Source organism: Flavobacterium sp. ABG, from assembly GCF_001027725.1.
Lineage (GTDB): Bacteria > Bacteroidota > Bacteroidia > Flavobacteriales > Flavobacteriaceae > Flavobacterium > Flavobacterium cupriresistens.
In genome coordinates this window covers 190,933-217,187 of record NZ_LEKS01000006.1, presented here as the reverse complement: position 1 = coordinate 217,187, position 26,255 = coordinate 190,933, and the positions used below count along the sequence as shown (strand labels likewise).

Sequence of the window (26,255 nt, the reverse complement as noted above, 5' to 3'; positions counted from 1 at the left end):
AAATCAGCCAAATCTGCCAAATCTGCGTGAAAAAAAAAATCAAGCACCTAAAAAAGTCTTTACTTGATAATTATCTTATGTTCATTACGGTACTGCGAGGCGCTTTTACCTGTATATTGCTTAAATGATTTGCTAAAGTGACTAAAGTTATTAAAACCACTTTCGTAGCAGACTTCATTTATGGTTATTGGTTTTTCCGCCAAAAGTTTTGAGGCATGAACCAAACGATATTCGTTTACAAATTCTGTAAATGTTTTGCTGGATATTTTCTTGAAATACCTGCAGAAAGAAGGCGTAGTCATACTCACTAAACTCGAAACTTCATCTATGGCAATCGATTCCTGGAAATGATCTTTAACGTAATTAAAAACCACATTTATCCGGTCACTGTCCTGCGCATTTAACTCAAGAGAGAAACCATTAGCATTAAGCACCGTATATTCCTCTGAAGATTCTAATTCATCCAAAATACTCAGGAGTGTTAATAAACGTTCGAAAGGAAGCTGATCCCCCATCATTTCTATCTTTTTGCCGATATTTTTTTTTGTATCCCCGCCAAATGCTATTCCAGCGTTGGCTTGGTTAATGACACTTAACACCTTTTTCATTTCGGGAGCGACAAAAAAATCATTCCCTAAAAATTCCGGTTTAAGATGAATCACGATTTCATTTTTATTTCCTGTTTGTTCATTAGTAAAACCACAATGAGGCATATTCGAACCGATTAAAAGCAAATCTCCATTTGTATAATACGAAATATGGCTCCCAATTTGCCTTTTTCCTGCTCCTCCGTTTATATAAACCAATTCAATTTCAGGATGATAATGCCATAAATGTGTTTTGCTATTGGTCTTTTCAGCATGTTTCGTATAGGTAAAAGAACTTCCGTATGAATTGGATATTATTTCAAGAGTCGGAACGATAGTCTTCATGCTAAGGATTTTAAAAAATAATAACAAATTTAACAAAAACGCCTAACATAATTCATATTTTAACCTATATCGGTTTCGTAAACAAGAATATAGTGCAAAAAATCAAAAATAGCTAAAACTGAATAATGACCTAAATAGTCATTTTTTTTGCATCTGATTTTTTATCACTACTTTTTTTTTACAAATCGTATTTAATCTGCCTATTTTATACAAATACGGTAATTTTTGTAAGAAAGTCGGAAGAAAAAACAAAACACTATATTCAATAAATAATTAAAAAATAATTACTCAATCAACCAAAACGCCTACAATACTTTAAATTTTAACCTATAACGGTTTCGTAAATGAGAATACAGCATACAAATCAGTCAATAGAGTTGTGCAAAAAAAATTAAAATCGAAGTACTTTAGCAATAGAAATACAAGCATGGTAACATGCTGGTAGAGTTTATACTGCATAGTATAAAACGAGGTTTGATAGTTAGTAAAGTTTAAAAACATTTAATTGTTTTTAAAAACAGCTCTTTGTGGTTACTGAGCTGTTTTTTTATGCCTTATTTGGATCAGCTTCAAAGATCAAAAAGGGACAAAGGTTAAAAAAGCAGACAAAGACTTGGTGGCTCTGCATTTTCCCGAACTACTATGTGACACAATAAAACGTCTTTTATTTCACTAGCACTTTTTTGTAAGAAGAACAGAAAAAGAAAAATCAATCCACCACACACAAACATTAAACAATAATATCATAATTAACAAAAACACCTAAAATAATTCAAATTTTAACCTATAACGGTTTCGTAAATGAGAATACAGCATCACAATTAGCCAATAGAGTTGTGAAAAATCATGTAAGACTGGAGTAATTTAGCACCATAGAATTAGAACTATTAATCTAAAAAACAACAGTCATGAAAAAGATTTTAAAATTAAGTTTAGTATGTGCAGTGCTTTTCACAGGAATGAGCTCTTATGCAATCGACGGGAATGAAGATTTTAATCTTCATGTATTAAAAGCAAACGGAAAACAAATTACGTTTGCATTGAATCAGGTTAAGAAAGCCCATCTGGCTATCTATGACAAAGAGAATACTCTTATTTATTCTGAAAATGCTTCGGGCACAGTTGGAATTTTGAGAACTTTTAACCTGGAAGAATTACCGCAAGGAACGTACTTCTTAGAAGTGGAAGATAATGCAAAAAAAGTAAGACATGAGATTACAATTACGGATGACACATCTGTTTTATCCCGAAAAGCACTTTCATCTGTTTACAAAACCGGTTTGTCTGCCAAAAACAGCAGCATAGCGGTACGTTAAAAAACATACCTATTATCTGGTATAAAAATGTTTTTATATTGTTAGTTATATAAAACGATTGTTTAAAAAACAGCTCCTTGTTAATCATTGAGCTGTTTTTTTATGCAGAACGTTATTGAATATTTCACAAGCCTTGTGTTTCATTTTTTAACTGCAAGGGGCGCGAAGTTTAATCATGGTATAGTAAATCCTTTTAAATTTTGCACCTATTTTTTTTCACACAGATTTAGCAGATTAGGCTGATCTGTTTACCTCTTATAAAAAATCTGTTCAATCTGCTAAATCTGCGTGAAAAAGAAAAACTTTGTAACTCTGAACCTCTAAGCCTGTTCCCAAAACCCTAACCCCTTGTACACTTAGCGTTCAACACAAATAAAAGCCTTTGCGGACTTTGCGATTAAACTTCCTAATCGCAAAACCCACAAAGGTTTCGCAAGAAATACAAAGGCCAATCTTAAATGAACTTTTATAACTTATATGGTTAAAAAAAATATCGCTGTTCTTTTTTGTATCCCGCCACAGATTAAAGGATTAAAACGATTCAATAATCTGTGCGAATCTTTCTAATCTGTGGCAGAAAATAATTCGTACCAATTCGATCAACGGAGCAGTTATTTTTGTCAGAAATTACATGATTTCAAAACATAATTCGTAGTGCTTTTTTTCATTTGAAAAATTATTCTTAATAATTTTTAAGATCCTGATTTGTACTGCATTAAAAAAAAGCACCTACAAAAACATCCGGAAATCCAGTAATGACGTACATAGTTCGTACAAAACACCGAAAGCGTTTTAATTCAGCACCTTATGTCTTTTAAAAAAATATTTTTTTTATATGAAATTCAATTTCTATTTGTAGTTTTGCGCGGTTCACGATTTAAATTTAAAAAAAATGACAAGATTTATCAAATTAGGCTTGGTTGTAGCCGTGTTTTTAACAACTGTGTTTACTTATGCAATTGATGGAAAAGGGGATTATATCTTGTATATAAAAACCGGAAATGGAAAGGTAGTAAGCTTTACTATAAACACCGTTGAGAAATCAAGTTTTTCAATCTTCGACGTAAATAATAATTTAGTCTATACAGGAACTTCTGCTACAGATGAATTAGAAATTTCAAAAACATTAAGTTTAGAAGCTTATCCAGCTGGAACTTATACCTTGGAAGTAACTGAAAATGGTAAAATCACAAAGCATGAAATTACGGTTTCAACAAAGAAAACAAAAACCGTTAAACTTGACGAATCTGTAAATAAAAGTCCAGCATTCCGTCGTTAATTTTTTGTCTCAAAAAGCAAAAGCAGCTCTTTACGGAGCTGCTTTTTTTGTTTACCACAGATTTTTATTTTACAATTACTGTATAATTAATGTCTGTTGTTTGACTTTTATAATAAGAAACAGCGATATCCTTAATGGCATTTACTCTTTGCTTTTCTAAACTAACTTCGTCGTTGTATTGTTTCATTTGAAAATCCCATTGTTTCTTTTCCTCCGCGTTCACTTTTGTTTCTACGGTTTTCGCCATAGTTTGTGACTCTTTAAAACAAGGGGAAGAAGGATCAATTTCAGCTAAAATATTCAACGCTCCAACATAATCGTTTGTTGCGATTGTTGTTCTCGCTAATTGCATTTGTTTCGCACAATTATTTTTCTGAAAACCTTTGTACGCTTCAATTGCTTTCACCTGAACTTGGCTATAGCAACTCACAGCGTCAGGAATTGACATCAGTAAACCTAAAGCTTGTTCATATTGCTGCGTTTTTACAAATCCATCCGATTTTTTAATAAGCTCAGTGCATTTGGTTTCGTAATATTGAAAAATTTTCTTTTTACTCTCCTCAATAAACTTTTTGTAGCCCGGATCGTTTGTTGCAATTTTAGAAATCGCATTGGTGATGGCCAATTCTTTACTACTTCCACTCCCTTTGATTGCTTTGGTAATAGTCGAAAACAAAATATTGCTGTCTACTTGTTTCACAAACAAACTAAAATCAATAGTAACAACTGTTATGTTTTGCATTCCGCCTTCCACAACATTAGTTTCGTTAACGGCAAATTTCGGATAAATCACAAAATTATTACCATAACCCGAATCCGACAAACCTGAACTTGTCACGATCTGAGAGATTTTTGTATCTAATTTTGAGAGTTGAGAATCGCCTAAATCCTCCATGTATTCAGGTACCACTACCGAAAGAGAAATTTTTCCGATATCATTGGTTGTTTGTGCTTTTGCCACTAATGAAAAAAGCCAAACAATTAGTATAAAGTAAATATTTTTCATCTCTATTTATTTAATTGTGATGTAAATCGTACTGCTTTTAACATCTTTTGCCGGTTGCAATCCTAATCCTTTGAAGAATTTAAAAAGCTCAAGCGCAAATTTATTTGGATTATAATTATTACCCGTTGCTTGATCCTTTAATGGGATTTTAACATCGTCAAGTATCATTTTCAAGTCAGTTGTTCCTTGAATATGATAGTTGTTTTTAAAGGCATTTTTTTCCATCCAGGCCTCGATTTGATCTGATAATGGTAAACCATCAGAACCAATTTCTGAAGCCATATTGTGCTGTGAACCTGCGTCAAAACTAATATCTACAATTACAGACTTACCATTATTTACAATGTCTGTAAATTTGGCTTGCATAACATTAAGAAAATCCTGAATACAACTTTCAACCGCTTTTGACGCTAATTTGTTGTAATCTTCAGTGTAAAATCTACCGCTTTCTCCAACTTTATTGGCCAATGAATTTCCGGTTGATGCTTCATAAGCCGTCAAAATTAACTTAACCGAATTTCCCGAACTTGTATTGTCAATAATAACTTCTGCCTGCACATAAACATCTGCACCGGACATTTGAATAATTTGCGACTTAATATCCGTTTGATTATCTGAAGTAAAAACGTGATTGTCTTTGGCAGCCTTTAATTTTGCAATAAAATCTACAGTTGTAAAACCTCTGCTGTCAAAACCTTCCTTTATTTTTGTTATGGCAATTCTTTTGTTTGGGTCATCTTCTAAAACAGTTCTCAAATCTTCCCCTTCTCTTGTATAAGGGATTACCATTATTTTAGGTTGAACTGTTACTACTTGCCCACCGCTATTTGTTGCAGGATTTTGACTAAATGCAAAATTTGTAACGCATAACGTTACAAATAAAACCATATAATTAATATATTTATATTTCATAAATTTTATTTTAAAATCCAAACTTGCGGATTATGTTGTTTTGTTCAAGGTCTGTTCGCAATGCCGCCAGATTGACTTTGACATCTAAAGTCAGACTTTTTGCACCTCCCTTTTGTTTTGCAAAATCGCTTACCGGAATACTCGACATAAAGAAAGTTTTATATCTTTTTTGAGTATAAAATTTTTCAAAATAGGTTTTATGCTTTTCTATCTCTTCTGACTCATTAGTTCCAACTAAGGCCGACTTCTGCTCTGATTCCGGAAGCCCTCTAAAAAGCAATACGTTAATCGCATTTTTTTCTGCTTCACTAATTGCTTCCATCTCATTTGAACCATTACCAATTGTTCGCATCGTAATCGTTCCTGCATTTCCTGAAACATAATTAACCTCAGAAGTTGGAAGTGTTTTTTGACTACAGCTATACGTGAATGAAATTAAAATCAGAAGAACTAAAACACCTATTCTTTTTAATAAAGTCATGTTGTACTTATTTTACGATTAGTTTACACGTCAATTTTTCTGCCGCATTAAATCTTGACAAAATTTCCTTTCCACCGTCAGAAACAGCACATTCAGAGAAATCATTTCCGGCCACTTTAACTACTTTTAATTCTCCGATCTGAGATGGATAAGGCTTACCGTCAATCAATTCGTTTTTTTCAACGATTAATTTGTCTCCTTCTTTAAAACCAAATTCTTTACCACCTGAAATTAAAACAACAGCTGCTGATTCTTTTTTTACGGTCAAGACTTTACTGATTTTAGTTGTTAAAGGAAAGGTTTTGATAAAATACTCGCTTAATTTAGGTTCAATAGACTTTAAAGCTTCGTTCACAGCACTTTCAGGTGATAACATCAACGGACTAACAGAGGTTTGAAAACTTTCTGCCTCAGTAGTTTGTCCTGTCTCTACTTCGTTTACTTTTAGCGTAAAAGCAACACTTGATTTGTAACCGTTTACAGTACCATCTGTATTTTTTATCGCGTAAACACTCATTTTTAGTATATTCCCAATAATCATATTTTGGGCAGCCAAAGCAACATCTTGTTTGGCTGTGTTTTTACTATCAAGAAAAGCTTCCGTTTTTTGAAACTCCAATTCCTCTTTTACTTTGTCATAACTTGTTCGGTCAACAACTGTAAAACGTCTTGTATTCGTAACAATCTGAACTACTTTTTCGGCAACTGCTCCCGAATATTTAGAATCGACTTCAGAAGTAAAAGCAGCAACACCTACAACCGGTTTCGTTGCTGCTTGTGAATAGCCCACAAGGCTATTCAAAAGCAGTACTAAAAGAAAATATAAATTTCTCATATAATTAATAGTTTCCTGATGATTTCAAAGTAGAAATTAAATTGTTTACCACTTTTAAGTTTAAGTTTAATTCCGGTAAAACCAAAGCCATTACATCTTTTGAAAAGTTTAATGATTTAGCTCCTTTTGGTGCTTGCATCATTCCGGCTCCTTTTAAATCTGTTGAAGCAGTAGCAACAGTTGCTGATGCCTCTGAAACTGTTTTGATTTGTGTAGCAATATTTAATCCTAAAGCATTAAGTTCATCTAAAGTTGGTTTTTTAACGGTTACATCTGCAACACCGTCAACAGATTCTCCAACTGTTCTTTTGTACATTTCAGGAATCAATACATTTAATTCTTTTGAAGAAGTTAACATTTGTGATGAATTTGCTGCAAGTCCATCAACGCTTGAGATACCTGAAGGTTTTGGTGCAGATAATTTTTCCAGTTTAGCTTTACGTTCTTCAGCATCTTTTGATTTCATTTCTGATTTCAAAACTTCACGTTCTGCTTTTAATTCATCTTTTGTTTTGGCCTGTGCAAAACAGTTTTGTTGCATTACTAAAATTAAACCTAGGCAAATTGCTGCTTTGTAAACTAATTTTGTTAACATAATTCTTTTGTTTTTTGTTTTGATTTCCTTACTCTTTAGGATTTTCAGTTACTCCCCGTTTATTTAAGTGGTGTCTGAACTCCACCCTTATTTTGGCTAAACTAGGTATTATCTTCGGAATTTTTTTACGGTTTTCCACATTCTGGCTGTTTTAAATTTTATTTTTTAATAAAACTTAACTTACCGCAACATAAACGACTATTTTTTTGAAAATAAGTGATCACTTTTATAAAGATCTGATTATCCGAAACTACCCATAACAAAGGGGCTCGAAGAGCTATTAGTGCGAGTTTAAGGTCTCTTAAAATTTTTTATTATCAATCGCACACTCTATCTAAGTAATCATTTGAAAAGAGCATTATATTTTGAAAATAAAAAAAACGAAAAAGTGATTCGTTTTACTTTGTACCATTGAAAAATGAGATTTCCTCTTTACAACGAAAACTATAATTTACTATAGACAGAAGGATTTGCTATAGTTAAATTATATATTGGAAAAATTATGGTCTTAAAAAAAAAACAAAAGCAGTTAAACTTGGCGAATCTGTAAATAAAAGTCCTGTATTTCATCGTTAGTTTTTTTGTTTTTCACCTCTAAAAAAGGGCTGTTCGTTTTGAACAACCCTTTTTTAGTTTCCTTTTAAATGACTCAAAGTATCTTTAGCATTTAATGTCGTTACTACTTTTCTTCCTGTTTTAGATTCCAATTCTGTTAAAGCAACTTTTGCAACATTACCGCCTTGTTTTGCAATTTCTTTACTTGAATCAAAATCCTCCGGCTGAACTGCAACTGAAATCTCTTTTGTTGAAGCTTCTGCCAGCATATTCAAAATCAATTCGGTATTAGTCATATTATCCCTCAAATTCTCTTTCTTTAATCCTTTAAAGGTTTTATATTCTTTAGTCGTTTTGCCGGACCATTCATTTGATATTATATCCGTTAAAATCGCGAATTGACCTCCCGATTTAATCCCGCGATGTTTCCATTCGTCTGTAAGTTCTTTTCTAATTTCGATACTTTTTAAACGCTGGTTGATCCAGCTTTCTGCGTATCCCATTTTTAAATATTGCTCTAAAGCCCGATCAATCGAAAGTTCAGGATCTTCCAATTCATCCAGCCTTTCTGCTCCGACCTGAGCGAGCCATAACTTAAAAGGTTCCGCTTTTGGCGACGGAACAGACTGAATTAATCGGAAAAGTTGTTCTGTATTGGCAACGTCAGCTAAGCGCATTTTACCATCAGCAGCTTTCATCTTCAAACTGTGACAATTCGTCACGGTTTCATTTCCTTCTTCTTTTAAACGCTGTTTTAATTTTCGCCAGTAAGCATTTGCATCAACACTTTCAGTTAATACACCAATAACATCAACGATAGAAAAATACCATTTCTCTTCCTCCTGGTTCCAAACGACTCTCACTTTCTTTTCTTCGAATAATTGAATGTTTTCTGAATGTTCCATAATCTGAATCTACAAAATTTTAATTCTCAAATTTAAGGTTATTTGTTGGCAATAACAATTAAATTGAAAGAAAAAACTTTCTTTTTTAAAACAATAGAGGATTAACGACTACTATTTACAATCGTAAATTGAATAAACAACAATCCACATACCACGATTAATAAATATATAAATCCCTTAATATCATTAATCTCTCTGTCTTCTTTCAGAATTAATTTTCTGAATTTTTCTGAAACTAAAACTAAAATCGAGCTAATCAAAACCAGACCAACAGCCAGGTTCATACCTATTCCAATTGGAAAACCTTCTGGCTTCTCTTGCAGAAAAAAAGGAACAATATCATATAAAAAAAGAAAATTCCAAGTCACAACAAAAAATAGAACAGCGCCTTTTTTTATTGGAAATCCTCGCTTGTTTTGTCTTTCTATAATTTCAAAATCATGTTCGCTTAGTTCTGAGTTTGAGTTTTCTAAAAACCCTGTTTTCTTAATTTCATTAAGTACCGTCTCTAGATTTTTAAAAGTCCAGAATATAACTTCTGAATTGTATTTTTCAACCCTGTGCTTAATTTTTATTCCATTTCCAATTATCGGAATCGAGGTATAGGCTTCTATAGAAATGATATCTTTTGGTAGAAAAACCAAATTCCCCACAATAGAAGCATTAATTTTTAAAACATCTTTATCAACATACAAATTAGCAAGGGGATAGCTTGCGTTTGCTTTACCTATTCTTGCTCCTCCGGTAAGGGTATATTTTTCGCTCATCAATTATTATTTTTATTTGTATCAATCTGTCGTTGGCGCGGGCACAATGTCACTAAGTTAAGATATTTTTTCACGCAGATTCTGCGGATTCTGCGGATTTTTTTTATTTTAATCTGCTAAAATCTGCGTGAGACTATTTTTGATAATCCATAATATAATGACATTGGGCACGAGCATCCCGCTCTTATACCGTTTATAGTGTCCGAAAAAATCAGTAATAAATATCTAAAATAATCTTTTTATCAGAAGCATCAATTAGCTTCTCGATTCGTTTATAAAACCTTTCATTGACCATTGGACAACCGTAACTGTTGCAAATCGGGGTATCTTGTTCCTCATACGGAACCTTACTATACTTATGCAAAACAATATTTCTTAAAAAGGCATTGTCATTTGTCTTGTCTAAACCATGTAATTTGTATGCCTTTCCGAAATCTCCGTTATAACTATACCCAATGTAATATTTTCCTAATGATGTAGAAAGTGAATTATTGACATTGCTAAATTTTAATTCTCCTTCAACTTTTGTTTCAGATCCCGAACCGTGAGCCACTAAACCTTTATCGATTACTTTATTATTTTGTAAATCATAAACAAAGAATCTGTTCTTTCCCGAACTAATTTTCATGTCGATAAAAAAGGCAGTTTTGTTACTGTATTTAGAATCACTCGCAACTAGTTTTTTTACTGCACTAACTCTTTTGGTAAATTTATCGTCAGCTTTTTTATCAAAAACTGTCTCTTCTTTAGGATTCTTTACAAATAATATTATACCAAATAGTACGATTATAAGAATTAGCAAAGAGAGGATTATTTTACGCATGATTTTATATTACAGAAGTCGAAATATACTATAAATTAACTTTATAAAAATAAAAAATTAGTCGCATAAACATTCTTCCCTTAAAAAAAATGTTCTGAAATTAACTGTAAATTATTTCTTATAACCGCTTTAAAAAATCGATAAAACGAAAAAAAATCAGCCAAAAAACAAGTTATACTACTGATTTAGATATATTTGTAAACATAAGAATACCAAAAAAAATATTCAATAAAAAATGAGAATCAAAACTACTATTTCAAATTAATACTATGCAAAAAAACCTTATTGTTTTACTGGTATTAATTGTATTTTCATTTCGTGCTGCTGCGCAAAATCAAACTGTTTATATCACGGATAAAGTAAGCGACAAATATGCTTATGTTGACGTCATAAAAACATATGAAAAAATCGCTGCAAAAGGCTATAAATCAATAGACTTATTTCAGAAATTAGGAGATTCATCTTATTCTCGCAATAAATTAGAAAAAGCTGCTGTGTGGTACGATCAATTATTTGCCATGACATCAGATTTAGAGGCTGAATATTATTACCGTTATGCAGAATCTCTAAGGTTTATTTGTCAAAATGAAAAAGCCGACGCTGTTATTAAAAAACTGCAAGGCAGATCTAAAACATCAATAAAAAAGAAGGTTTAATTTGTTTTTTTCAAATACGATTTCACGTTTAAAGCTTTTAAACCATATAAGTAATGTAAGTTCATATTATTTTAAGCATTTTCACTTTAATAAATTTAAATTACTTATTGGAATTATAACTTTTACTACCCCATAATTTTTGTCTAAAATTGGTACTTATTCAACATAACCAATAAAAAAACAGCTTTCTAAAAGCTGTCTTTATAAGTAAATCTCATTAGAGATTATTACTTTCCTTTTAGTAATTTTTCTAAATATTCGATTTTGTCTTCTTCAGATTGAAGCAAACGTTCGTAGAACTTTTTATTTTCTTCTACTGTCTCTTTTACCTCAATCAACTTCAGTAATAATTTTATACAATTCTTCGCAATAAGCAAATTTATCATTTTGTTGGTTTCTTTTACTTTCCTGCCCCGTTTCATAAACCGAAACCTGAAACCAATATAATACTCTAATAACCATATTCTGCGTTAAAGGATTTTTGTCGTCTGACTTCATCATCTTCAAATCTTTAATTTCAGATTTCCAAAACTTAAAATTAGCCTTACCCTTAGCCGATTTTAATTCCTGGTCAAAACGAAGCGAAAGTTTATCTAAAAGTTCATTTTCCAAAATATTTATCTTCTCCATTTTGGTGACTTCCTCCTTATATTCTCTGTTTTTTTTGATTTCGGCAATCTTAGCTCTTAGAAAATTGTCTTCATTGGTATTAAAAAAAGTAATGCCTTTTTCATAGGCATTCACCGAAGGGACCATTTCTTTATTGGTCTTTAAACTATCGGCGATTCGTACATCAGCATCATAAATTCTTTTAATAATGGTATCATTCTTTGGTCTTATATTTTTTCTATAAGCCTGAATTTCCAACCAGTCAAATGCGCGAAGCATTTCAGATTGTTTGGGCCAAACGTGCTCTTCATGAGAAATAAAAAGGGTGTTCACCATCTTTGCGTTATCCAGCCATTGTTTATTTCCTATCATTTCCTGATAATTCATATCCCGATCGCCAACCATGCCTACATAGGAGAATTTATTAGAAGGAGGTATAAACTTATCCATATTATTAAAAGAAGCACCACAAGCAATAACTCCTTGAAAAGCGCCCGTAGATATTCCGAAATAACTGGCCAATCTTGCACCACCCGAAAAACCTGCTATATAAAGTTGTGAAGTATCAATAGCATAAGTTTGCAATACATCCTCAAATAATCTATTGGCAACAGCGATATTATCTTGAATAGATCCATTTCTTAACGTATTAGAACATACCAAAATATAATGATACTCTTCTGCAGCCAGAATAAAGGGTTCAATCCCTATTTTGCCTCTCGCATCGGGTTCAAAAATAAAAACTAATGCCAATGGAGTTTTAGCATCGTATTTTTTAGGAAAATAGATGGCATACGATTCCGTTGGGGCACTTGCAATTTTCATCGAATCGATAATAACTCCCGTTGGTAACAATTGCTTCTCCTGAGTGTATCCAAAAACCGTAACAAAAAGAAACAGAATAGAATAGATAGTATTTTTCATAACACTAAAATAAAAAAAACCTCTCATTTCTGAGAAGTTTTCCAATATTAAAAAGATAACTATTTGAAGATAGTTCTTCTAAATGTTATTTAACACATAGAAACATAGTTACTCTCAACGGGTTGAAATAACTACATATTCCTTCTATACTGCCCGTCCACTTCAAACAACGCCGAAGTAATCTGACCTAAAGAACAAACTTTTGTAGCCTCCATTAAATGATCGAATTTTCGTTTTTTTATGAAAGCTTCATCTATTTCTAGTTTTTAATAATCTTTTTATTAATCAAAGTTCCATTCCTCTTTATTTGAGCGCTATAAATTCCTTTAGGTAACTTAGAAATATCAATTTGAGAAGAATTTGACAGGGTTTGAAGTAATCTACCATTTAAATCGAAAACACTTATATTTTCTATTTCATTACTATTCTCAACATTTAACTGCATGATATCAGATGATGGATTTGGGTAAAAACTAATTGAATGTTTTTTATCAAAATCAATTGTACTTAAATTATTAGCGTACTTCCAGAATTTAAAATTTTTAGAATAATATAAATTTTCCTTATAAACAAAAGGTTGTAGAATATTTTCTAAAGCACTAATATTTTGTACGGTTTGTGTACTAGAGTTGAAAATCCACCCTTTTCTGGCATCATTTTTATCTAGTCCTGAAAGAATAAAATATTCATTATTCTTTATTTTCATAATGGAACCAACCGCAACTTCATCAAAAAAATGAGGTGTTGTCAAATCTGTCGGTGCAGCTAATTGTTTAATATTTGAAACGGTATTATCAGTAAGATTTAATGATACTAATTCTGTACCTGCTGTTGCATTTGATGTGGTAAAAATCAGAGAATTATCTATCTTGACTAAGTTTGATGCAAAAAAATAATCGTTGGTATTTTTTTCATAAATGGTAGTAATGGTTTTATCTAATGTATTATATTTTAAAATTACTAAGTTATTACTAAAACCTGTGGCAGTAAAAAACATTAAATATAAGTCGTTATTTACCGCAATAATATCATCATATTGAACCAAATCACCCTGATTTCTAACCCTAGCAACATTTTTTGTGTTTTCGAGAGTTCCGTCTGTTTCAAACAAAAAATATCTGGTAGCAAAATACAGCTTCCCATTGGATTCAATAAATTGTGTTAGAATAGGAGTTCCCCCAGCCCCGTTATTAAAACCTGAACCATTACCATCATATTCCTCAGTTATCGGAAATGTACCCTCAGTTGTTCCATTGCTTCTCCATACTCTTGAATTATTAGTCCCAAATGGCTGAAATACAAATACAAAAGTGTTATTACAGCTTCCCTCAAAAGAAGGCCGATTCCAAATAGGTAGATTATCTTTTACTAAGACGGTCCCTACAGTTGTTCCGTCTGTTTTCCAAACCTCTAATTTATCATCTTCTTTTTTCAACAAAAAATAAATTAGATTCCCGACTGTCGTTAGTTTCGAAACTCTTCCGTTAATAAAATTAGTTACTTTCTCTGTCCCATTTTCAGTACCGTCTGTTTTCCATATTTCACCTAATGAATTTTCATCTTTTGATAGAAAGTAAAGCTTATTATTTAAAACTGAAGAACTTTGCTTTAACACACCAACTAATCCATTACCAATACCAGGATTAATATCCTTTAGTAAATTAGTATTTGATGTCGTTCCATCACTCTGCCAAACTTCTTTACCTGTACTCTCTTGATTACCTCCAAAAAAAATCTTATCATTAAATTGTACAAAGCCTCCTGGATGAGCTGAAGTAAAACTATAAATTTCTTGCTGTGCATGAGCTCCGATACACATAAAAGTTAAAAGTAGTAAGAGTAATTTTCTTTTCATTGATTTTTGATTTTAAAAATTTGATTCTATAGTAACACTAAAAAATTAGTACGTAAATATATACTAATAATTGAAAAGCATAAAAAAATAGAGGGTTAATTAAGAAACTAACCCTCTATTTTTCTATACTCTTTAATAACTACATATTCCTTCTATACTGCCCGCCCACTTCAAACAACGCCGAAGTAATCTGACCTAAAGAACAAACTTTTGTAGCCTCCATTAAATGATCGAATAAATTTTCGTTTTTAATGGCTGCTTCCTGTAGTTTGCTTAGATGCTCGTTTACTTTTGCTTCGTGAAACTGGTGTAAATTATCCAGCATTGTGATTTGATATTGTTTTTCCTCTTCGGTAGCGCGAATTACTTCTGCCGGAATAACGGTTGGTGAACCTTTTGAACTTAGGAAGGTGTTTACACCCACAATTGGGAAATCTCCGTTGTGTTTTAAGGTTTCGTAATACAAACTTTCTTCCTGAATTTTAGAACGTTGGTACATGGTTTCCATCGCACCTAAAACGCCTCCACGTTCTGTAATACGGTCGAATTCCTGTAAAACGGCTGCTTCCACTAAATCGGTTAATTCCTCGATGATGAACGAACCTTGAATCGGGTTTTCGTTTTTCGCTAAACCTAATTCTTTATTAATAATCAGCTGAATTGCCATAGCACGACGAACAGATTCTTCTGTTGGTGTTGTAATCGCTTCATCGTAAGCATTCGTATGCAACGAGTTACAGTTGTCGTAAATGGCATACAAAGCTTGCAATGTCGTACGGATATCATTGAAATCAATTTCCTGTGCGTGCAACGAACGTCCGGAAGTCTGAATGTGATATTTCAACATCTGCGCTCTTTCGTTTGCGCCGTATTTGTTTTTCATGGCTTTCGCCCAGATTTTACGCGCTACACGTCCGATTACAGCATATTCAGGATCAACTCCGTTAGAGAAGAAGAACGATAAATTCGGCCCAAAATCATTGATGTTCATTCCACGGCTCAAATAATATTCCACGTAAGTGAAACCATTTGAAAGCGTAAAAGCCAACTGCGTAATTGGATTGGCACCCGCTTCAGCAATATGATACCCTGAAATAGAAACTGAATAAAAGTTACGGACGTTTTTGGTAATAAAATATTCCTGAACGTCACCCATTAAACGCAAAGCAAATTCGGTAGAGAAAATACAGGTGTTTTGCGCCTGGTCTTCTTTTAGGATATCGGCCTGTACTGTTCCACGAACTTGTGACAGGGTTTTAACTTTGATTTCGTTGTATACTTCCAAAGGCAAAACCTGATCTCCGGTAACGCCTAAAAGCATTAATCCTAAACCATTATTTCCTTCCGGTAAATCGCCTTGGTATTTAGGACGCTCTACTCCTTTTCCTGCATATATTTTATTGATTTTAGCTTCAACTTCTTTTTCTAAAGCATTGGCTTTGATATAATGTTCGCATTGCTGATCGATCGCCGCGTTCATAAAAAAGCCTAATAGCATTGGCGCCGGTCCATTGATTGTCATACTTACCGAAGTCATCGCATGAACCAAATCGAAACCGGAATACAGTTTTTTAGCATCATCTAAACAACAGATCGAAACTCCTGCATTACCAATTTTTCCGTAAATATCGGGACGCAAATCAGGGTCATTTCCATATAAAGTCACACTGTCAAAAGCTGTCGAAAGCCTTTTTGCAGGCAATCCCGCACTTACATAGTGAAAACGTTTGTTGGTTCTTTCCGGTCCACCCTCGCCCGCAAACATTCTTGACGGATCTTCTCCCTCACGTTTAAACGGATACAATCCTGAAGCAAAAGGAAATTCTCCCGGAACATTTTCCTGCAAACTCCAACGCAAAATATCACCCCATGCCTCATATTTAGGCAAAGCAATTTTTGGAATTTGAAGGTGTGATAAACTCTCTGTATGTGTCGCGATTTTGATTTCTTTATCACGAACTTTAAACGAGTAAACCGGATTTTTGTATTTGTTTACTTTCTCGTCCCAATTCAGGATAATCTCCCAATTGTACGGATCTAAATCCATTTTTACTTTATCAAATTGATTGAGTAAAAGGTTTAAGAAAATACGGTTTTCGTCGTGTTCTGCAATTCCTGTTGGCAACACAGTAGCATCATCGATTCCCGCTTTATTGATTTGTGGAACTTTACCTGAAACAGATTCCAAAGTTTTAAAAATTCCGTATAATTTTTGCGCTACTTTTTGTTGTGAAAGTGCCGATTCATCATAACTTCTGTTGCTTTCTGCAATTTCAGATAAATAACGGGTTCTGTGTGGTGGAATCACGAAGATTTTCTCACTCATTTCACGTGTGATTTCAAAAGTCGAATGCAACTCTGAGGCTGTTTTTTCGACAATTTTATCCATAATCGCTTTGTAAAGCGTGTTCATTCCCGGATCATTAAACTGAGAAGCAATGGTTCCGAAAACCGGCATATCATCCGGATTTTTATCCCAAAGATTATGATTGCGCTGGTATTGTTTTTTTACATCACGAATCGCATCAAGCGCACCTCTTTTGTCAAATTTGTTTAAAGCAACTAAATCTGCAAAATCAAGCATGTCGATTTTCTCTAATTGTGTTGCAGCACCAAATTCAGGCGTCATCACATATAAAGAAACATCCGAATGGTCCATAATCTCGGTATCCGATTGTCCAATTCCAGAAGTTTCCAGAATAATCAAATCGTATTTTGCGGCTTTTAAAACCTGAATCGCTTCGGCTACATATTTAGACAATGCCAAATTAGACTGACGTGTCGCCAACGAACGCATATAAACACGAGGGTTATTAATGGCATTCATACGGATTCTGTCTCCTAAAAGTGCTCCTCCGGTTTTTCTTTTTGAAGGGTCAACTGATATTAATCCGATTGTTTTTTCAGGGAAATCAATTAGAAAACGACGTACTAATTCGTCAACCAAAGAGGACTTTCCTGCTCCACCCGTTCCCGTAATTCCTAAAACCGGAATCTTAGAATCGGCATTGTTTTCATGAATCTGATCAAAAACAGGTTTTGCAATTTCAGGGAAATTTTCTGCGGCAGAAATCAAACGTGCAATTGCGGTTGGATTTTTGCTTTCGATATGATCAATTTCTCCGTTTAGTTTATCTCCAATTGGAAAATCTGCTTGTTGCACCAAATCATTAATCATTCCTTGTAGTCCCAAAGAACGGCCATCATCCGGAGCATAGATTCTTGTAATTCCATATTCATGTAATTCTGAAATTTCACTTGGCAGAATTACACCTCCACCACCACCAAAAATCTTAATATGTCCTGCTCCTTTTTCGTGAAGCAAATCATACATATATTTAAAATATTCATTGTGTCCTCCTTGATAAGACGTCATTGCGATCGCATTGGCATCTTCCTGAATGGCGGTATTTACAACTTCTTCAACACTACGGTCGTGACCTAAATGAATCACCTCAACACCGGTTGACTGAATAATACGTCGCATAATATTGATCGCAGCGTCATGTCCGTCAAAAAGTGAAGCTGCAGTTACAATTCTTACTTTATTTTTAGGAATATATGGTATTTGTTGTTCCATTTTATGAATATGATAATTTTAGAGGAGCAATTTACAAATTATTTTAATATTTGATCACTTTGATAGCTTTATGTTAACAAAAAAAAATGTTTTTTTTTAATCGAGGGGTAACAATTTAAACTTTCTACGTATATAAGGTATATTAACCTACAGGACATGGTAATTTCGAAACATTTAAAAGAAATACAACAACTTGAAAAACAACATAATACATAATTTAGTAGTGTAGAAAAACCCCAAATTTTTACCACGACTTTTCAAACTTAAGTAGTAACGTAAAAATTTAATGCAATGAAAACAATATATCTCTTCACCATTATTCTATTCACTGGTTTAGTAACTTCTTCCTTTGATTTGAAAAAAAATGACCCTACAGAAAATAAGAAATCACAGGATCTTCATTCTGCCTTTTCAACTAATTCTGATCCTTTAGTAGATAATGAGGTACTAAATGACTTTTTTAAAAGATATACCGATTTAAAAAAATACCAAAACAAAGTGGTGGCCTTGTACAAAAACAGATCGTATGAATCGATTTGGTTTGAAGACAATAAAATCAATGAATTTGGCCAGTTGTTACACCAAAAATTAAAATCAACACATGAAGAAGGATTAGAAATTGAAATTCCTTACGAAAATGAAATTGATAAAATTTTCAACAAAAAAGCGAAAGAAAGACCTTCAAAATCCGATTCTGATCTGTTGTTAAGTGCTGCTTACATTATCTATATGAGCCAGGTTTATGAAGGACTAGATGCAGAAACGGTAAAAAAAACCGGTTGGCTTCTACCTAAAAAACAATTGTCTTATGAAACTTTATTAGATTCTCTTATTGTAAATCCTGCTTTACTAGAGAAAAATAACGAACTGCTTTTTGATCAGTATTATAAATTACAAGGTGCTCTGGAAAAATACAGACAGATCGAAAAAGACGGTACATGGACACCAATTGTAACAGAAACTCCTTATAAAGATTTACGTCCTGATGCTGTTTCGAATACAATTGCTCAGGTGAGAACACGATTGATGGTTATAGGGGATTTAAAACAGGATTCTAAAAGTAATGTGTATGACAGAGAACTGATGGATGCTGTAATGAAATACAAATTAAGAAACGGTTTTAAACCTAACTACATTCTGGCCGAAGAACATATTAAAGACATGAACACGCCTATTGCCGATAAAATCAAAATATTGACGGTTAATATGGAACGTTGCCGTTGGATTTCTCCAAAATTGATCAAAGACAAAGAATATATCATGGTTAATGTGCCTTCTTTTGAATTGGTATATGTGAAAAACGGAAAAACAGCCTTAGCATCCCGAGTTTTTGTCGGTTCAGCATTGACTAAAACATCAATCTTTAGTGGTAACATTGACCGAATTGTTTTCAGCCCATATTGGACTGTACCACAAAGTATTGTTGACAACGAATTAAAATTAAAAATGGCCGCTGATAAAAATTATCTGGCCGATCATAATATGGAAATGGTAAATGGTCAGGTGAGACAAAAACCGGGTCCTGAAAACTCTCTTGGACTGGTGAAATTTATTTTCCCTAACCCTGAAGATATTTATATGCACGACACACCGGCAAAAACGTTATTCGATTTTGAAAAAAGAACCTTCAGCCATGGTTGTATTAATGTAAAAGAAGCAAAAAATCTGGCTATCGCCATGCTTAAAGACTATCCTGAATGGACTACCGACAGAATAAACAAGGCTATGGAAGGGAAAGAAGAGACTACCTTTAAATTAGCAAACAAAGTACCTATTTACATTTGTTACTTTACTTCATGGGTGAATGAATCCGGGGAAATAAGCTTCTTTAGAGATGTTTATGAGAAAGATGATGATCTGAATAAAATTATGTATCAGGAATCTGTAGCATTTAACAACTAATATTTAAATTCAAAACTAACTGATTTTTAAATTTTTTAAACGGGGTAATTTTAAATTTGTTTAAAATTTTGGAAGAAAAAGAATATCTTTCAAATGTTAAACTTAAATTTAAAATTACCCTATTTTATTATGGAAGAAAATTACAATGAAGTTAAAAAAAATTGGTGGGACAGAAACTGGAAATGGTTTGTACCAACCGGCTGTTTAAGCCTTATCGTACTTTTTGGTTTGTTCATTGCCGGTATTTTTTTCGGAGTTACTTCAATGATGGAAGAATCAGAGGCTTATAAAAATGCAATGAATCAGGTTCGCCACAATGAAGTAGTAATTCAAAAATTAGGAAAACCTATCGAAATGGACGGACTACCTTCCGGCAGCATTCAAATAAATGGCAATTCTGAAAATTGTGATTTAGAAATTCCGATAAAAGGTCCAAAAGGTACGGGTACTTTGTTTGTAAGTGCCCAAAAAAGAGGAACCTGGGAATACCGTGAAATGGCTGTTTATATTAAAGCTACAGACGAAAAGATCGATTTACTAAAGAAGTAAAACTCAAATTTAAAACTCTTTACTAATGAACCTACGTGTCATTTTCTCCCTATTTCTTCTAATTTTAAGTCTTTCCGTTTTTTCTCAAACCAAAAATAAAAGTGCTTCAGCCACCAATAAAGAAGTTACCAATCCAGCATCGCAAGAGGATTATGTAACAGTATTGTGGCTGGACAAAAATCGCAATCTTCAACTCAACGATGAATTTATCAAAACAATAACAAACCAACAGCGTGCAGCATTAGGCTATATTGCAACTTCTATTGGTAACGAATGTTCTTGGGACGGGGATGAAAAACCGGACAAAAGTAATCTAAAATGTAAATTTCTATGGGCTCTTAATCTGGGTTACCAATGTTCTGAGACGCATTTGTCTTTTTTAAGAAAATGGTTTAAAGAGGATGCAGCTGTTTTGCAAAACCTACAATATTGCAGTAAAACGGAATCTTCAGAAAAAAATCAAGATTTTTTTATTGTATTAAAAATGGCTACCCTAAACAATACGATAAGAATTATTTACACTGCGGCTGGCTTTGACGAAAAAACACCTCAAAAATGGAGCTGGACGGAAGAATCTACCTATTCTTTTACAAAAAATGAAATTAAACAAATACACCGAAGAAATATCAATGGTGGTTTTAACTAAAATTATTTAAGAAAATAAACTCTTTTTTTCGATAAAACACCTCCAACCATTTTGCTTTACAATGGTTTAGAAAGATTTTTCTTATGATAACTACCAATCCTGAATTGGCATAAAAAACACATGCTCAAAAAACTAAAACGTATAATATAGCCCCGATAGCAGTGAAAATCCTTTTGTGTCGGAGTTCGACACAAAAGATTGCAACGGATAGCGGGACTAGTGTTAATTCTAAAACAAATTGTTTCTGCTCCTGCAATAAAATTGTGGCTTTATTTTTGAATAAGTAGTATTTTTGAAACTTATAAAAAATAAAATTTAATGAAAAAAATTATCCTTTTAATGTTCGTCTTTTCTCTTAGTTCTAATGCCCAAGTGAAAGACATTCTAAATAAACTTCCAAAATCATCTTCAAAAGTTCTAGGGGTTGGCGGTATTGATATCGCTTCCGGGTTAAAAGAAGCACTAAACAAAGGAATTACAGAACAAGTGAGTAAATTGACAGCCGTTGATGGTTTTTATAAAAATGAAGCGGTAAAAATTTTAATGCCCGAAGAACTTCAAAAAGTAGATGCTACTTTACGCAGATTCGGTTTAGGTTCTCTTGCTGATGAAGGTGTTAAAGTATTGAATCGTGCTGCCGAAGATGCGGTTAAAGAAGCGACTCCGATATTTGTTTCTGCAGTAAAAAACATATCGATTACAGATGCTAAAAACATACTACTTGGAAACGAAAGTGCCGCTACAACCTATCTTCAGGGAAGTACCACAAAAGACTTATACGGAAAATTTAATCCGGTGGTTAAAAGTTCATTCGAAAAGGTAGGTGCCGATTCAATCTGGACAAAAATCATTACTAAATACAACAAACTACCTTTAGTTAAAAAAGTAAATCCTGACTTAACTGATTATACAACGAATCAGGCTTTAGCCGGTGTTTTTAAAATGATTGCCGTAGAAGAAAAAGAGATTCGCGAAAATATCAAATCCAGAACAAGTCCTCTGTTACAAAAAGTTTTTGCGATGCAGGATGCTAAATAATTACTTTTAATCGCAAGGCTCTAAGTTACTGAGTGACTAAGAGTCTGAGATTTTAATTGTTTGAGAGCATAGTATAAACCTTTACAGACTTTATATTTAAATCTAAAACCAAAAAACTATAAACAACCCGGAAAAAATGCAAAAAATAACCATTCTGATTCACTGCAAAGACCAAAAAGGAATTATCGCCGCAGTAACTACTTTTATCGCAAAAGTAGATGGAAATATTATCTATATTGATCAACATGTTGACGTGGAGCAAAATGTTTTTTTTATGCGTCTGGAGTGTGAATTTACCAATCCTAATAGTAGTATTGAAGTCATAAAAAATGAATTCAGTCAAACGATTGCCACCGATTTTCAAATGTCGTGGGATTTGTACAATCAGGAGCAAAAACCCAGAATGGCACTCTTTGTTTCAAAATACGATCATTGCTTATTTGATATTTTGGGTCGTTACAGTGCAGATGAATTGAATGTTGAAATTCCTGTAATTATAAGCAACCATAATGATCTGCGATCGATAGCAGAGCGTTTTGACATTCCGTTTCATTGTGTTCCTTTTACAAAAGACAATAAGGAAGAAGGGGAAGCAAAACAAATTGAACTGTTAAACAAATATCAGATCAACTTTATTGTTTTGGCGCGCTATATGCAGATTATTACGCCTAAGCTGATTTCGCTTTATGAAAATAAAATAATCAATATCCATCATTCGTTTTTACCTGCTTTTCCGGGTGCAAAACCGTATCATTCGGCTTTTAAACGTGGTGTAAAAATTATTGGAGCGACAAGTCATTATGTAACCGAGGAGTTGGACGAGGGTCCAATTATAGAGCAGGATATTGCACCGGTATCGCATATCCATTCAGTTGAAGATTTTATAATGAAAGGACGTGATCTGGAACGAATTGTTCTGGCCCGTGCGATTAAACTTCATGCAGAAAGAAAGACAATGGTTTATAGCAATAAGACGGTGGTGTTTTCTTGAAAAAGGTACTGAGGGTCTGAGTTGCTAAGGTTCTAAGTTTTCTCTCTGAACCTTTAAAAAATAACAAACCCGACAGGTTTTTGAAACCTGTCGGGTTTTATTTTAAATTTCAACTTTGAATCTTTGTAACTAAACAATGGTGTTTTCTTAAAAAAGGTACTAAGGGTCTGAGTTGCTGAGGCACTAAGTTTTCTCTCTGAACCTTTAAAAAAATAACAAACCCGACAGGTTTTTGAAACCTGTCGGGTTTTATTTTAAATCAACTCTGAGTCTTTGCAACTAAACTTAGAACCTCAGCAACTCAGAATCTCCAAAAAAACTAAACCAAATCAAATCGATCTAAATTCATCACTTTGGTCCAGGCGGCAACAAAATCTTTTGCAAATTTTTCTTTCGAGTCGTTTGAACCATAAATTTCAGCTACGGCGCGAAGTTCTGAATTTGAACCAAAGATAAGATCGGCTCGGGATGCAGTCCATTTGGTTTCTCCGGTTGCACGATTACGTCCTTCGAATGTTTCTCCGGTTTCGTCTGTTGCTTTCCATGTTGTCGCTAGATCTAATAAGTTAACAAAGAAATCATTACTTAGTGTATCTGTATTTTTTGTAAAAACACCTTTTTTAGACCCGTCATAATTAGCATCTAAAACTCTAAGTCCACCAATCAAAACGGTCATTTCTGGAGCAGTCAGAGTCAATAATTGCGCTCTGTCCAGCAATAGTTCTTCTGTAATCGAATTATTATTGGCATTTTTATAGTTTCGGAACCCGTCAGCTTTGGGCTCTAATGCATTAAAGGAATGTACATCCGTTTGCTCTAAAGTAGCATCTCCTCTACCCGGTGCAAATGGAACTTCGAAATTAAAACCGGCGTTACCAACCGCTTTTTCAACTGCAGCAGAACCTCCCAATACAATTAAATCCGCTAAAGAAACCGATTTTCCTGAATTTTCAAATTGATTTTGTATCCCTTCTAAAACAGCCAATACCTTTTTTAATTGATTTGGATTGTTGACTTCCCAATTAATTTGAGGCTCAAAACGGATACGTGCACCATTAGCACCTCCACGTTTATCCGAACCACGGAATGTAGAAGCAGAAGCCCAGGCAGTAGAAACTAATTGCGCTATTGAAAGTCCGCTTGAAAGGATTTTATCTTTCAATACAGCTATATCATTTTGATTTAATTCACTTTTAGCCGCCGGAATCGGATCTTGCCAAATTAGTATTTCACTAGGAACTTCAGGCCCTAAATAACGAGCAATTGGTCCCATATCTCTATGCGTCAGCTTATACCATGCTCTGGCAAATGCATCCGCAAATTTGTCAAAATTTTCAAAGTAATCTCTTGAAATAGGCTCATAAACAGGATCCAATTTTAAGGCCATATCAGCCGTTGTCATCATTGGAGCGTGACGTTTGTTCGGATCGTGTGCATCTTCTACTGTAGTGGCAGCACTTTCATCAGAAGGTTTCCATTGGTGTGCTCCGGCAGGGCTTTTTGTTAATATCCAATCGTATTTGAATAATGTCTCGAAATAACCATTATCCCAAGTAGTAGGATTTGGTTTCCAGGCACCTTCGATACCACTTGTAATGGCATCACCTGCAATACCGGTACCATACGTACTTTTCCAGCCCTGTCCCATTTCTTCAATACTCGCACCTTCGGGAGCTGCTCCTACTAAAGCAGCATCACCAGCACCATGCGCTTTTCCGAAAGTATGACCACCGGCAACTAGTGCTACAGTTTCTGCGTCATCCATCGCCATACGGGCGAATGTTTCTCTGATATCTCTTCCTGAACCAAGTGGATCCGGATTACCGTCCGGGCCTTCAGGGTTTACATATATTAATCCCATTTGTACGGCAGCAAGTGGGTTCTCCAAATTTCGATCACCAGTATACCTGCTATTCGCTTTATCACTGGTAGCCAACCATTCTACTTCTGAACCCCAGTTTACATCTTTCTCAGATTCCCAAATATCTTCTCTTCCTCCTGCAAATCCAAATGTTTTAAATCCCATGGATTCCAAAGCACAGTTTCCTGTCAAAATCATCAAATCTGCCCAGGATATTTTATTGCCGTATTTTTGTTTAATTGGCCAAAGTAAAAAACGTGCTTTATCTAAATTACCATTGTCCGGCCAGCTATTTAGCGGAGCAAATCGTTGATTACCCGAACTTGCACCACCACGGCCGTCTGATATACGATATGTACCTGCACTATGCCACGCCATACGAATAAACAAAGGCCCATAATGACCATAATCTGCAGGCCACCAGTCTTGGGAGTTTGTCATTAGATCATAAATATCCTTTTTGATTTCATTTAGATCTAAACTTTTAAACGCAGCCGCATAGTCAAAATCCTCTCCTAATGGATTTGACAAATTAGAATGCTGACGCAATATATCAACGTTTAAGCGATTTGGCCACCAATCTTTATTAGATGTTCCTGACCCGGCCGTTTCTTTCACTTGTCCATTATGAAAAGGACATTTACTTTGATTTGATTCACTCATTTTGTTTGTTTTTTTTTGAGACAGCTGCCTGTTTTTTTGTGAAATGGTAATTTTTTCACAAAACCACATTACACTGATATTTAACGTTTTATCAAATATACAAACAAAAGCTTTCGATATTCATAAACAAAATTGATTGTTATTATATTTTAATAACCAAAAGTTATTTAACGCTACAGAAAGCTCAGAACAGTGTATTAAAAAATCTTAACTTATGTTCAACAAAGTAATAACAAAACCTTAACAGCAAACGATTCATATATGTCTGATCTTTGTAATGTAATAAACTGGTTATTTATTATTTTGGTTTTGGTTAGTTAAATGATGCCGGCGTCTTCGAGATGCCGGCATTCTTTTTTTGGTAGAAGTTTGAAATGTTTCAGGTTTCAGGTTTCAGGTTTCAAGTTTCAGGTTGCTTGACTTTGCTTATTTAACCGCAAAGTACGCGAGGAGTTACGCAAAGGCCGCAAAGTATTTATTAAAATCTTTGCGGCCTTTGCGTGAAAAACTTAGCGATCCTTGCGGTTAAACTTTAAACCTGAAACTTCAAACCTGAAACCTGAAACTTGAAACTT

Annotated in this window: 21 protein-coding genes and 1 pseudogene; 8 read left to right on the top strand and 14 right to left on the bottom strand. The window is 33.8% G+C overall.

What is annotated here, in order from left to right; genetic code table 11:
* Window positions 1-59 precede the first annotated feature (59 nt).
* Window positions 60-932, bottom strand: coding sequence for an AraC family transcriptional regulator (locus tag AB674_RS08575; protein WP_047775658.1), 873 nt, complete (start codon window positions 930-932; stop codon window positions 60-62).
* 908 nt (window positions 933-1,840) lie between these two features.
* Here AB674_RS08575 and AB674_RS08570 point away from each other — a divergent pair.
* On the top strand, window positions 1,841-2,248 hold the full coding sequence (locus AB674_RS08570) for a hypothetical protein (protein WP_047775657.1): 408 nt from the start codon (window positions 1,841-1,843) through the stop codon (window positions 2,246-2,248).
* 892 nt (window positions 2,249-3,140) lie between these two features.
* Window positions 3,141-3,527 (top strand): T9SS type A sorting domain-containing protein, encoded by a 387-nt coding sequence (locus tag AB674_RS08565; RefSeq protein ID WP_047775656.1) that lies wholly within the window; start codon window positions 3,141-3,143, stop codon window positions 3,525-3,527.
* 64 nt (window positions 3,528-3,591) lie between these two features.
* Here the strand turns inward: AB674_RS08565 and AB674_RS08560 are convergent, their stop codons facing one another.
* From AB674_RS08560 to AB674_RS08525, 8 genes are all read right to left on the bottom strand, one after another.
* Complete coding sequence (locus AB674_RS08560) at window positions 3,592-4,533, bottom strand: hypothetical protein (protein WP_047775655.1); 942 nt, start codon at window positions 4,531-4,533, stop codon at window positions 3,592-3,594.
* A gap of 6 nt (window positions 4,534-4,539) precedes the next feature.
* Entirely contained in the window at window positions 4,540-5,445 is a 906-nt protein-coding gene (locus AB674_RS08555) for a DUF6175 family protein (RefSeq protein ID WP_047775793.1), read from the bottom strand.
* Between the two features lie 10 nt (window positions 5,446-5,455).
* Window positions 5,456-5,926 carry a hypothetical protein gene (locus AB674_RS08550; protein ID WP_047775654.1) on the bottom strand — a complete coding sequence of 157 codons (471 nt, stop codon included), beginning with the start codon at window positions 5,924-5,926 and terminating at the stop codon, window positions 5,456-5,458.
* A 7-nt stretch (window positions 5,927-5,933) separates the two neighbouring features.
* The gene (locus tag AB674_RS08545; protein ID WP_047775653.1) at window positions 5,934-6,761 is read right to left on the bottom strand and encodes a hypothetical protein; all 828 of its coding nucleotides are present in this window, start codon (window positions 6,759-6,761) and stop codon (window positions 5,934-5,936) included.
* A gap of 4 nt (window positions 6,762-6,765) precedes the next feature.
* Window positions 6,766-7,356: a hypothetical protein gene (locus AB674_RS08540; protein WP_047775651.1), complete on the bottom strand. Its 591-nt coding sequence runs from the start codon at window positions 7,354-7,356 to the stop codon at window positions 6,766-6,768.
* A 629-nt stretch (window positions 7,357-7,985) separates the two neighbouring features.
* Window positions 7,986-8,816 carry a Bro-N domain-containing protein gene (locus tag AB674_RS08535; RefSeq protein WP_047775650.1) on the bottom strand — a complete coding sequence of 277 codons (831 nt, stop codon included), beginning with the start codon at window positions 8,814-8,816 and terminating at the stop codon, window positions 7,986-7,988.
* 101 nt (window positions 8,817-8,917) lie between these two features.
* Window positions 8,918-9,583: a hypothetical protein gene (locus tag AB674_RS08530; protein ID WP_047775649.1), complete on the bottom strand. Its 666-nt coding sequence runs from the start codon at window positions 9,581-9,583 to the stop codon at window positions 8,918-8,920.
* 211 nt (window positions 9,584-9,794) lie between these two features.
* Window positions 9,795-10,406 carry a murein L,D-transpeptidase catalytic domain-containing protein gene (locus AB674_RS08525; RefSeq protein WP_047775647.1) on the bottom strand — a complete coding sequence of 204 codons (612 nt, stop codon included), beginning with the start codon at window positions 10,404-10,406 and terminating at the stop codon, window positions 9,795-9,797.
* A 269-nt stretch (window positions 10,407-10,675) separates the two neighbouring features.
* Between AB674_RS08525 and AB674_RS08520 the strand changes: the two genes are divergently transcribed.
* On the top strand, window positions 10,676-11,062 hold the full coding sequence (locus tag AB674_RS08520) for a hypothetical protein (protein ID WP_047775645.1): 387 nt from the start codon (window positions 10,676-10,678) through the stop codon (window positions 11,060-11,062).
* A gap of 227 nt (window positions 11,063-11,289) precedes the next feature.
* Here the strand turns inward: AB674_RS08520 and AB674_RS23065 are convergent.
* The 4 genes and pseudogenes from AB674_RS23065 to AB674_RS08505 all read right to left on the bottom strand — a co-directional run.
* A pseudogene (locus AB674_RS23065) lies at window positions 11,290-11,385 on the bottom strand (transcriptional regulator); the annotation flags it as partial.
* Window positions 11,386-11,392: 7 nt separating this feature from the next.
* The gene (locus AB674_RS08515; protein ID WP_131701530.1) at window positions 11,393-12,595 is read right to left on the bottom strand and encodes a hypothetical protein; all 1,203 of its coding nucleotides are present in this window, start codon (window positions 12,593-12,595) and stop codon (window positions 11,393-11,395) included.
* A gap of 259 nt (window positions 12,596-12,854) precedes the next feature.
* Window positions 12,855-14,450 (bottom strand): T9SS type A sorting domain-containing protein, encoded by a 1,596-nt coding sequence (locus AB674_RS08510; RefSeq protein WP_047775642.1) that lies wholly within the window; start codon window positions 14,448-14,450, stop codon window positions 12,855-12,857.
* 139 nt (window positions 14,451-14,589) lie between these two features.
* Window positions 14,590-18,030: a methylmalonyl-CoA mutase family protein gene (locus tag AB674_RS08505; protein WP_047775640.1), complete on the bottom strand. Its 3,441-nt coding sequence runs from the start codon at window positions 18,028-18,030 to the stop codon at window positions 14,590-14,592.
* A gap of 291 nt (window positions 18,031-18,321) precedes the next feature.
* On the opposite strand from AB674_RS08505, the gene AB674_RS08500 reads away from it, so the two are divergent.
* The 5 genes from AB674_RS08500 (at window position 18,322) to purU (ending at window position 23,156) form a co-directional block, all read left to right on the top strand.
* Window positions 18,322-19,932, top strand: coding sequence for a murein L,D-transpeptidase (locus tag AB674_RS08500; RefSeq protein ID WP_047775638.1), 1,611 nt, complete (start codon window positions 18,322-18,324; stop codon window positions 19,930-19,932).
* A gap of 129 nt (window positions 19,933-20,061) precedes the next feature.
* Entirely contained in the window at window positions 20,062-20,481 is a 420-nt protein-coding gene (locus tag AB674_RS08495) for a cytochrome c oxidase assembly factor Coa1 family protein (RefSeq protein WP_047775792.1), read from the top strand.
* Between the two features lie 25 nt (window positions 20,482-20,506).
* The gene (locus tag AB674_RS08490; RefSeq protein ID WP_047775637.1) at window positions 20,507-21,127 is read left to right on the top strand and encodes a hypothetical protein; all 621 of its coding nucleotides are present in this window, start codon (window positions 20,507-20,509) and stop codon (window positions 21,125-21,127) included.
* A 318-nt stretch (window positions 21,128-21,445) separates the two neighbouring features.
* On the top strand, window positions 21,446-22,165 hold the full coding sequence (locus AB674_RS08485) for a DUF4197 domain-containing protein (RefSeq protein WP_047775635.1): 720 nt from the start codon (window positions 21,446-21,448) through the stop codon (window positions 22,163-22,165).
* Between the two features lie 136 nt (window positions 22,166-22,301).
* The gene (gene purU / locus AB674_RS08480) at window positions 22,302-23,156 is read left to right on the top strand and encodes a formyltetrahydrofolate deformylase (protein ID WP_047775634.1); all 855 of its coding nucleotides are present in this window, start codon (window positions 22,302-22,304) and stop codon (window positions 23,154-23,156) included.
* Window positions 23,157-23,475: 319 nt separating this feature from the next.
* Here the strand turns inward: purU and katG are convergent, their stop codons facing one another.
* Entirely contained in the window at window positions 23,476-25,680 is a 2,205-nt protein-coding gene (gene katG / locus AB674_RS08475) for a catalase/peroxidase HPI (protein ID WP_047775789.1), read from the bottom strand.
* Window positions 25,681-26,255 lie beyond the last annotated feature (575 nt).

Coding starts and splice junctions, on each gene's coding strand:
- AB674_RS08575 (WP_047775658.1), bottom strand. CDS start 932: ATGAAGACTATCGTTCCGACTCTTGAAATAATATCCAATTCATACGGA.
- AB674_RS08570 (WP_047775657.1), top strand. CDS start 1,841: ATGAAAAAGATTTTAAAATTAAGTTTAGTATGTGCAGTGCTTTTCACA.
- AB674_RS08565 (WP_047775656.1), top strand. CDS start 3,141: ATGACAAGATTTATCAAATTAGGCTTGGTTGTAGCCGTGTTTTTAACA.
- AB674_RS08560 (WP_047775655.1), bottom strand. CDS start 4,533: ATGAAAAATATTTACTTTATACTAATTGTTTGGCTTTTTTCATTAGTG.
- AB674_RS08555 (WP_047775793.1), bottom strand. CDS start 5,445: ATGAAATATAAATATATTAATTATATGGTTTTATTTGTAACGTTATGC.
- AB674_RS08550 (WP_047775654.1), bottom strand. CDS start 5,926: ATGACTTTATTAAAAAGAATAGGTGTTTTAGTTCTTCTGATTTTAATT.
- AB674_RS08545 (WP_047775653.1), bottom strand. CDS start 6,761: ATGAGAAATTTATATTTTCTTTTAGTACTGCTTTTGAATAGCCTTGTG.
- AB674_RS08540 (WP_047775651.1), bottom strand. CDS start 7,356: ATGTTAACAAAATTAGTTTACAAAGCAGCAATTTGCCTAGGTTTAATT.
- AB674_RS08535 (WP_047775650.1), bottom strand. CDS start 8,816: ATGGAACATTCAGAAAACATTCAATTATTCGAAGAAAAGAAAGTGAGA.
- AB674_RS08530 (WP_047775649.1), bottom strand. CDS start 9,583: ATGAGCGAAAAATATACCCTTACCGGAGGAGCAAGAATAGGTAAAGCA.
- AB674_RS08525 (WP_047775647.1), bottom strand. CDS start 10,406: ATGCGTAAAATAATCCTCTCTTTGCTAATTCTTATAATCGTACTATTT.
- AB674_RS08520 (WP_047775645.1), top strand. CDS start 10,676: ATGCAAAAAAACCTTATTGTTTTACTGGTATTAATTGTATTTTCATTT.
- AB674_RS08515 (WP_131701530.1), bottom strand. CDS start 12,595: ATGAAAAATACTATCTATTCTATTCTGTTTCTTTTTGTTACGGTTTTT.
- AB674_RS08510 (WP_047775642.1), bottom strand. CDS start 14,450: ATGAAAAGAAAATTACTCTTACTACTTTTAACTTTTATGTGTATCGGA.
- AB674_RS08505 (WP_047775640.1), bottom strand. CDS start 18,030: ATGGAACAACAAATACCATATATTCCTAAAAATAAAGTAAGAATTGTA.
- AB674_RS08500 (WP_047775638.1), top strand. CDS start 18,322: ATGAAAACAATATATCTCTTCACCATTATTCTATTCACTGGTTTAGTA.
- AB674_RS08495 (WP_047775792.1), top strand. CDS start 20,062: ATGGAAGAAAATTACAATGAAGTTAAAAAAAATTGGTGGGACAGAAAC.
- AB674_RS08490 (WP_047775637.1), top strand. CDS start 20,507: ATGAACCTACGTGTCATTTTCTCCCTATTTCTTCTAATTTTAAGTCTT.
- AB674_RS08485 (WP_047775635.1), top strand. CDS start 21,446: ATGAAAAAAATTATCCTTTTAATGTTCGTCTTTTCTCTTAGTTCTAAT.
- purU (WP_047775634.1), top strand. CDS start 22,302: ATGCAAAAAATAACCATTCTGATTCACTGCAAAGACCAAAAAGGAATT.
- katG (WP_047775789.1), bottom strand. CDS start 25,680: ATGAGTGAATCAAATCAAAGTAAATGTCCTTTTCATAATGGACAAGTG.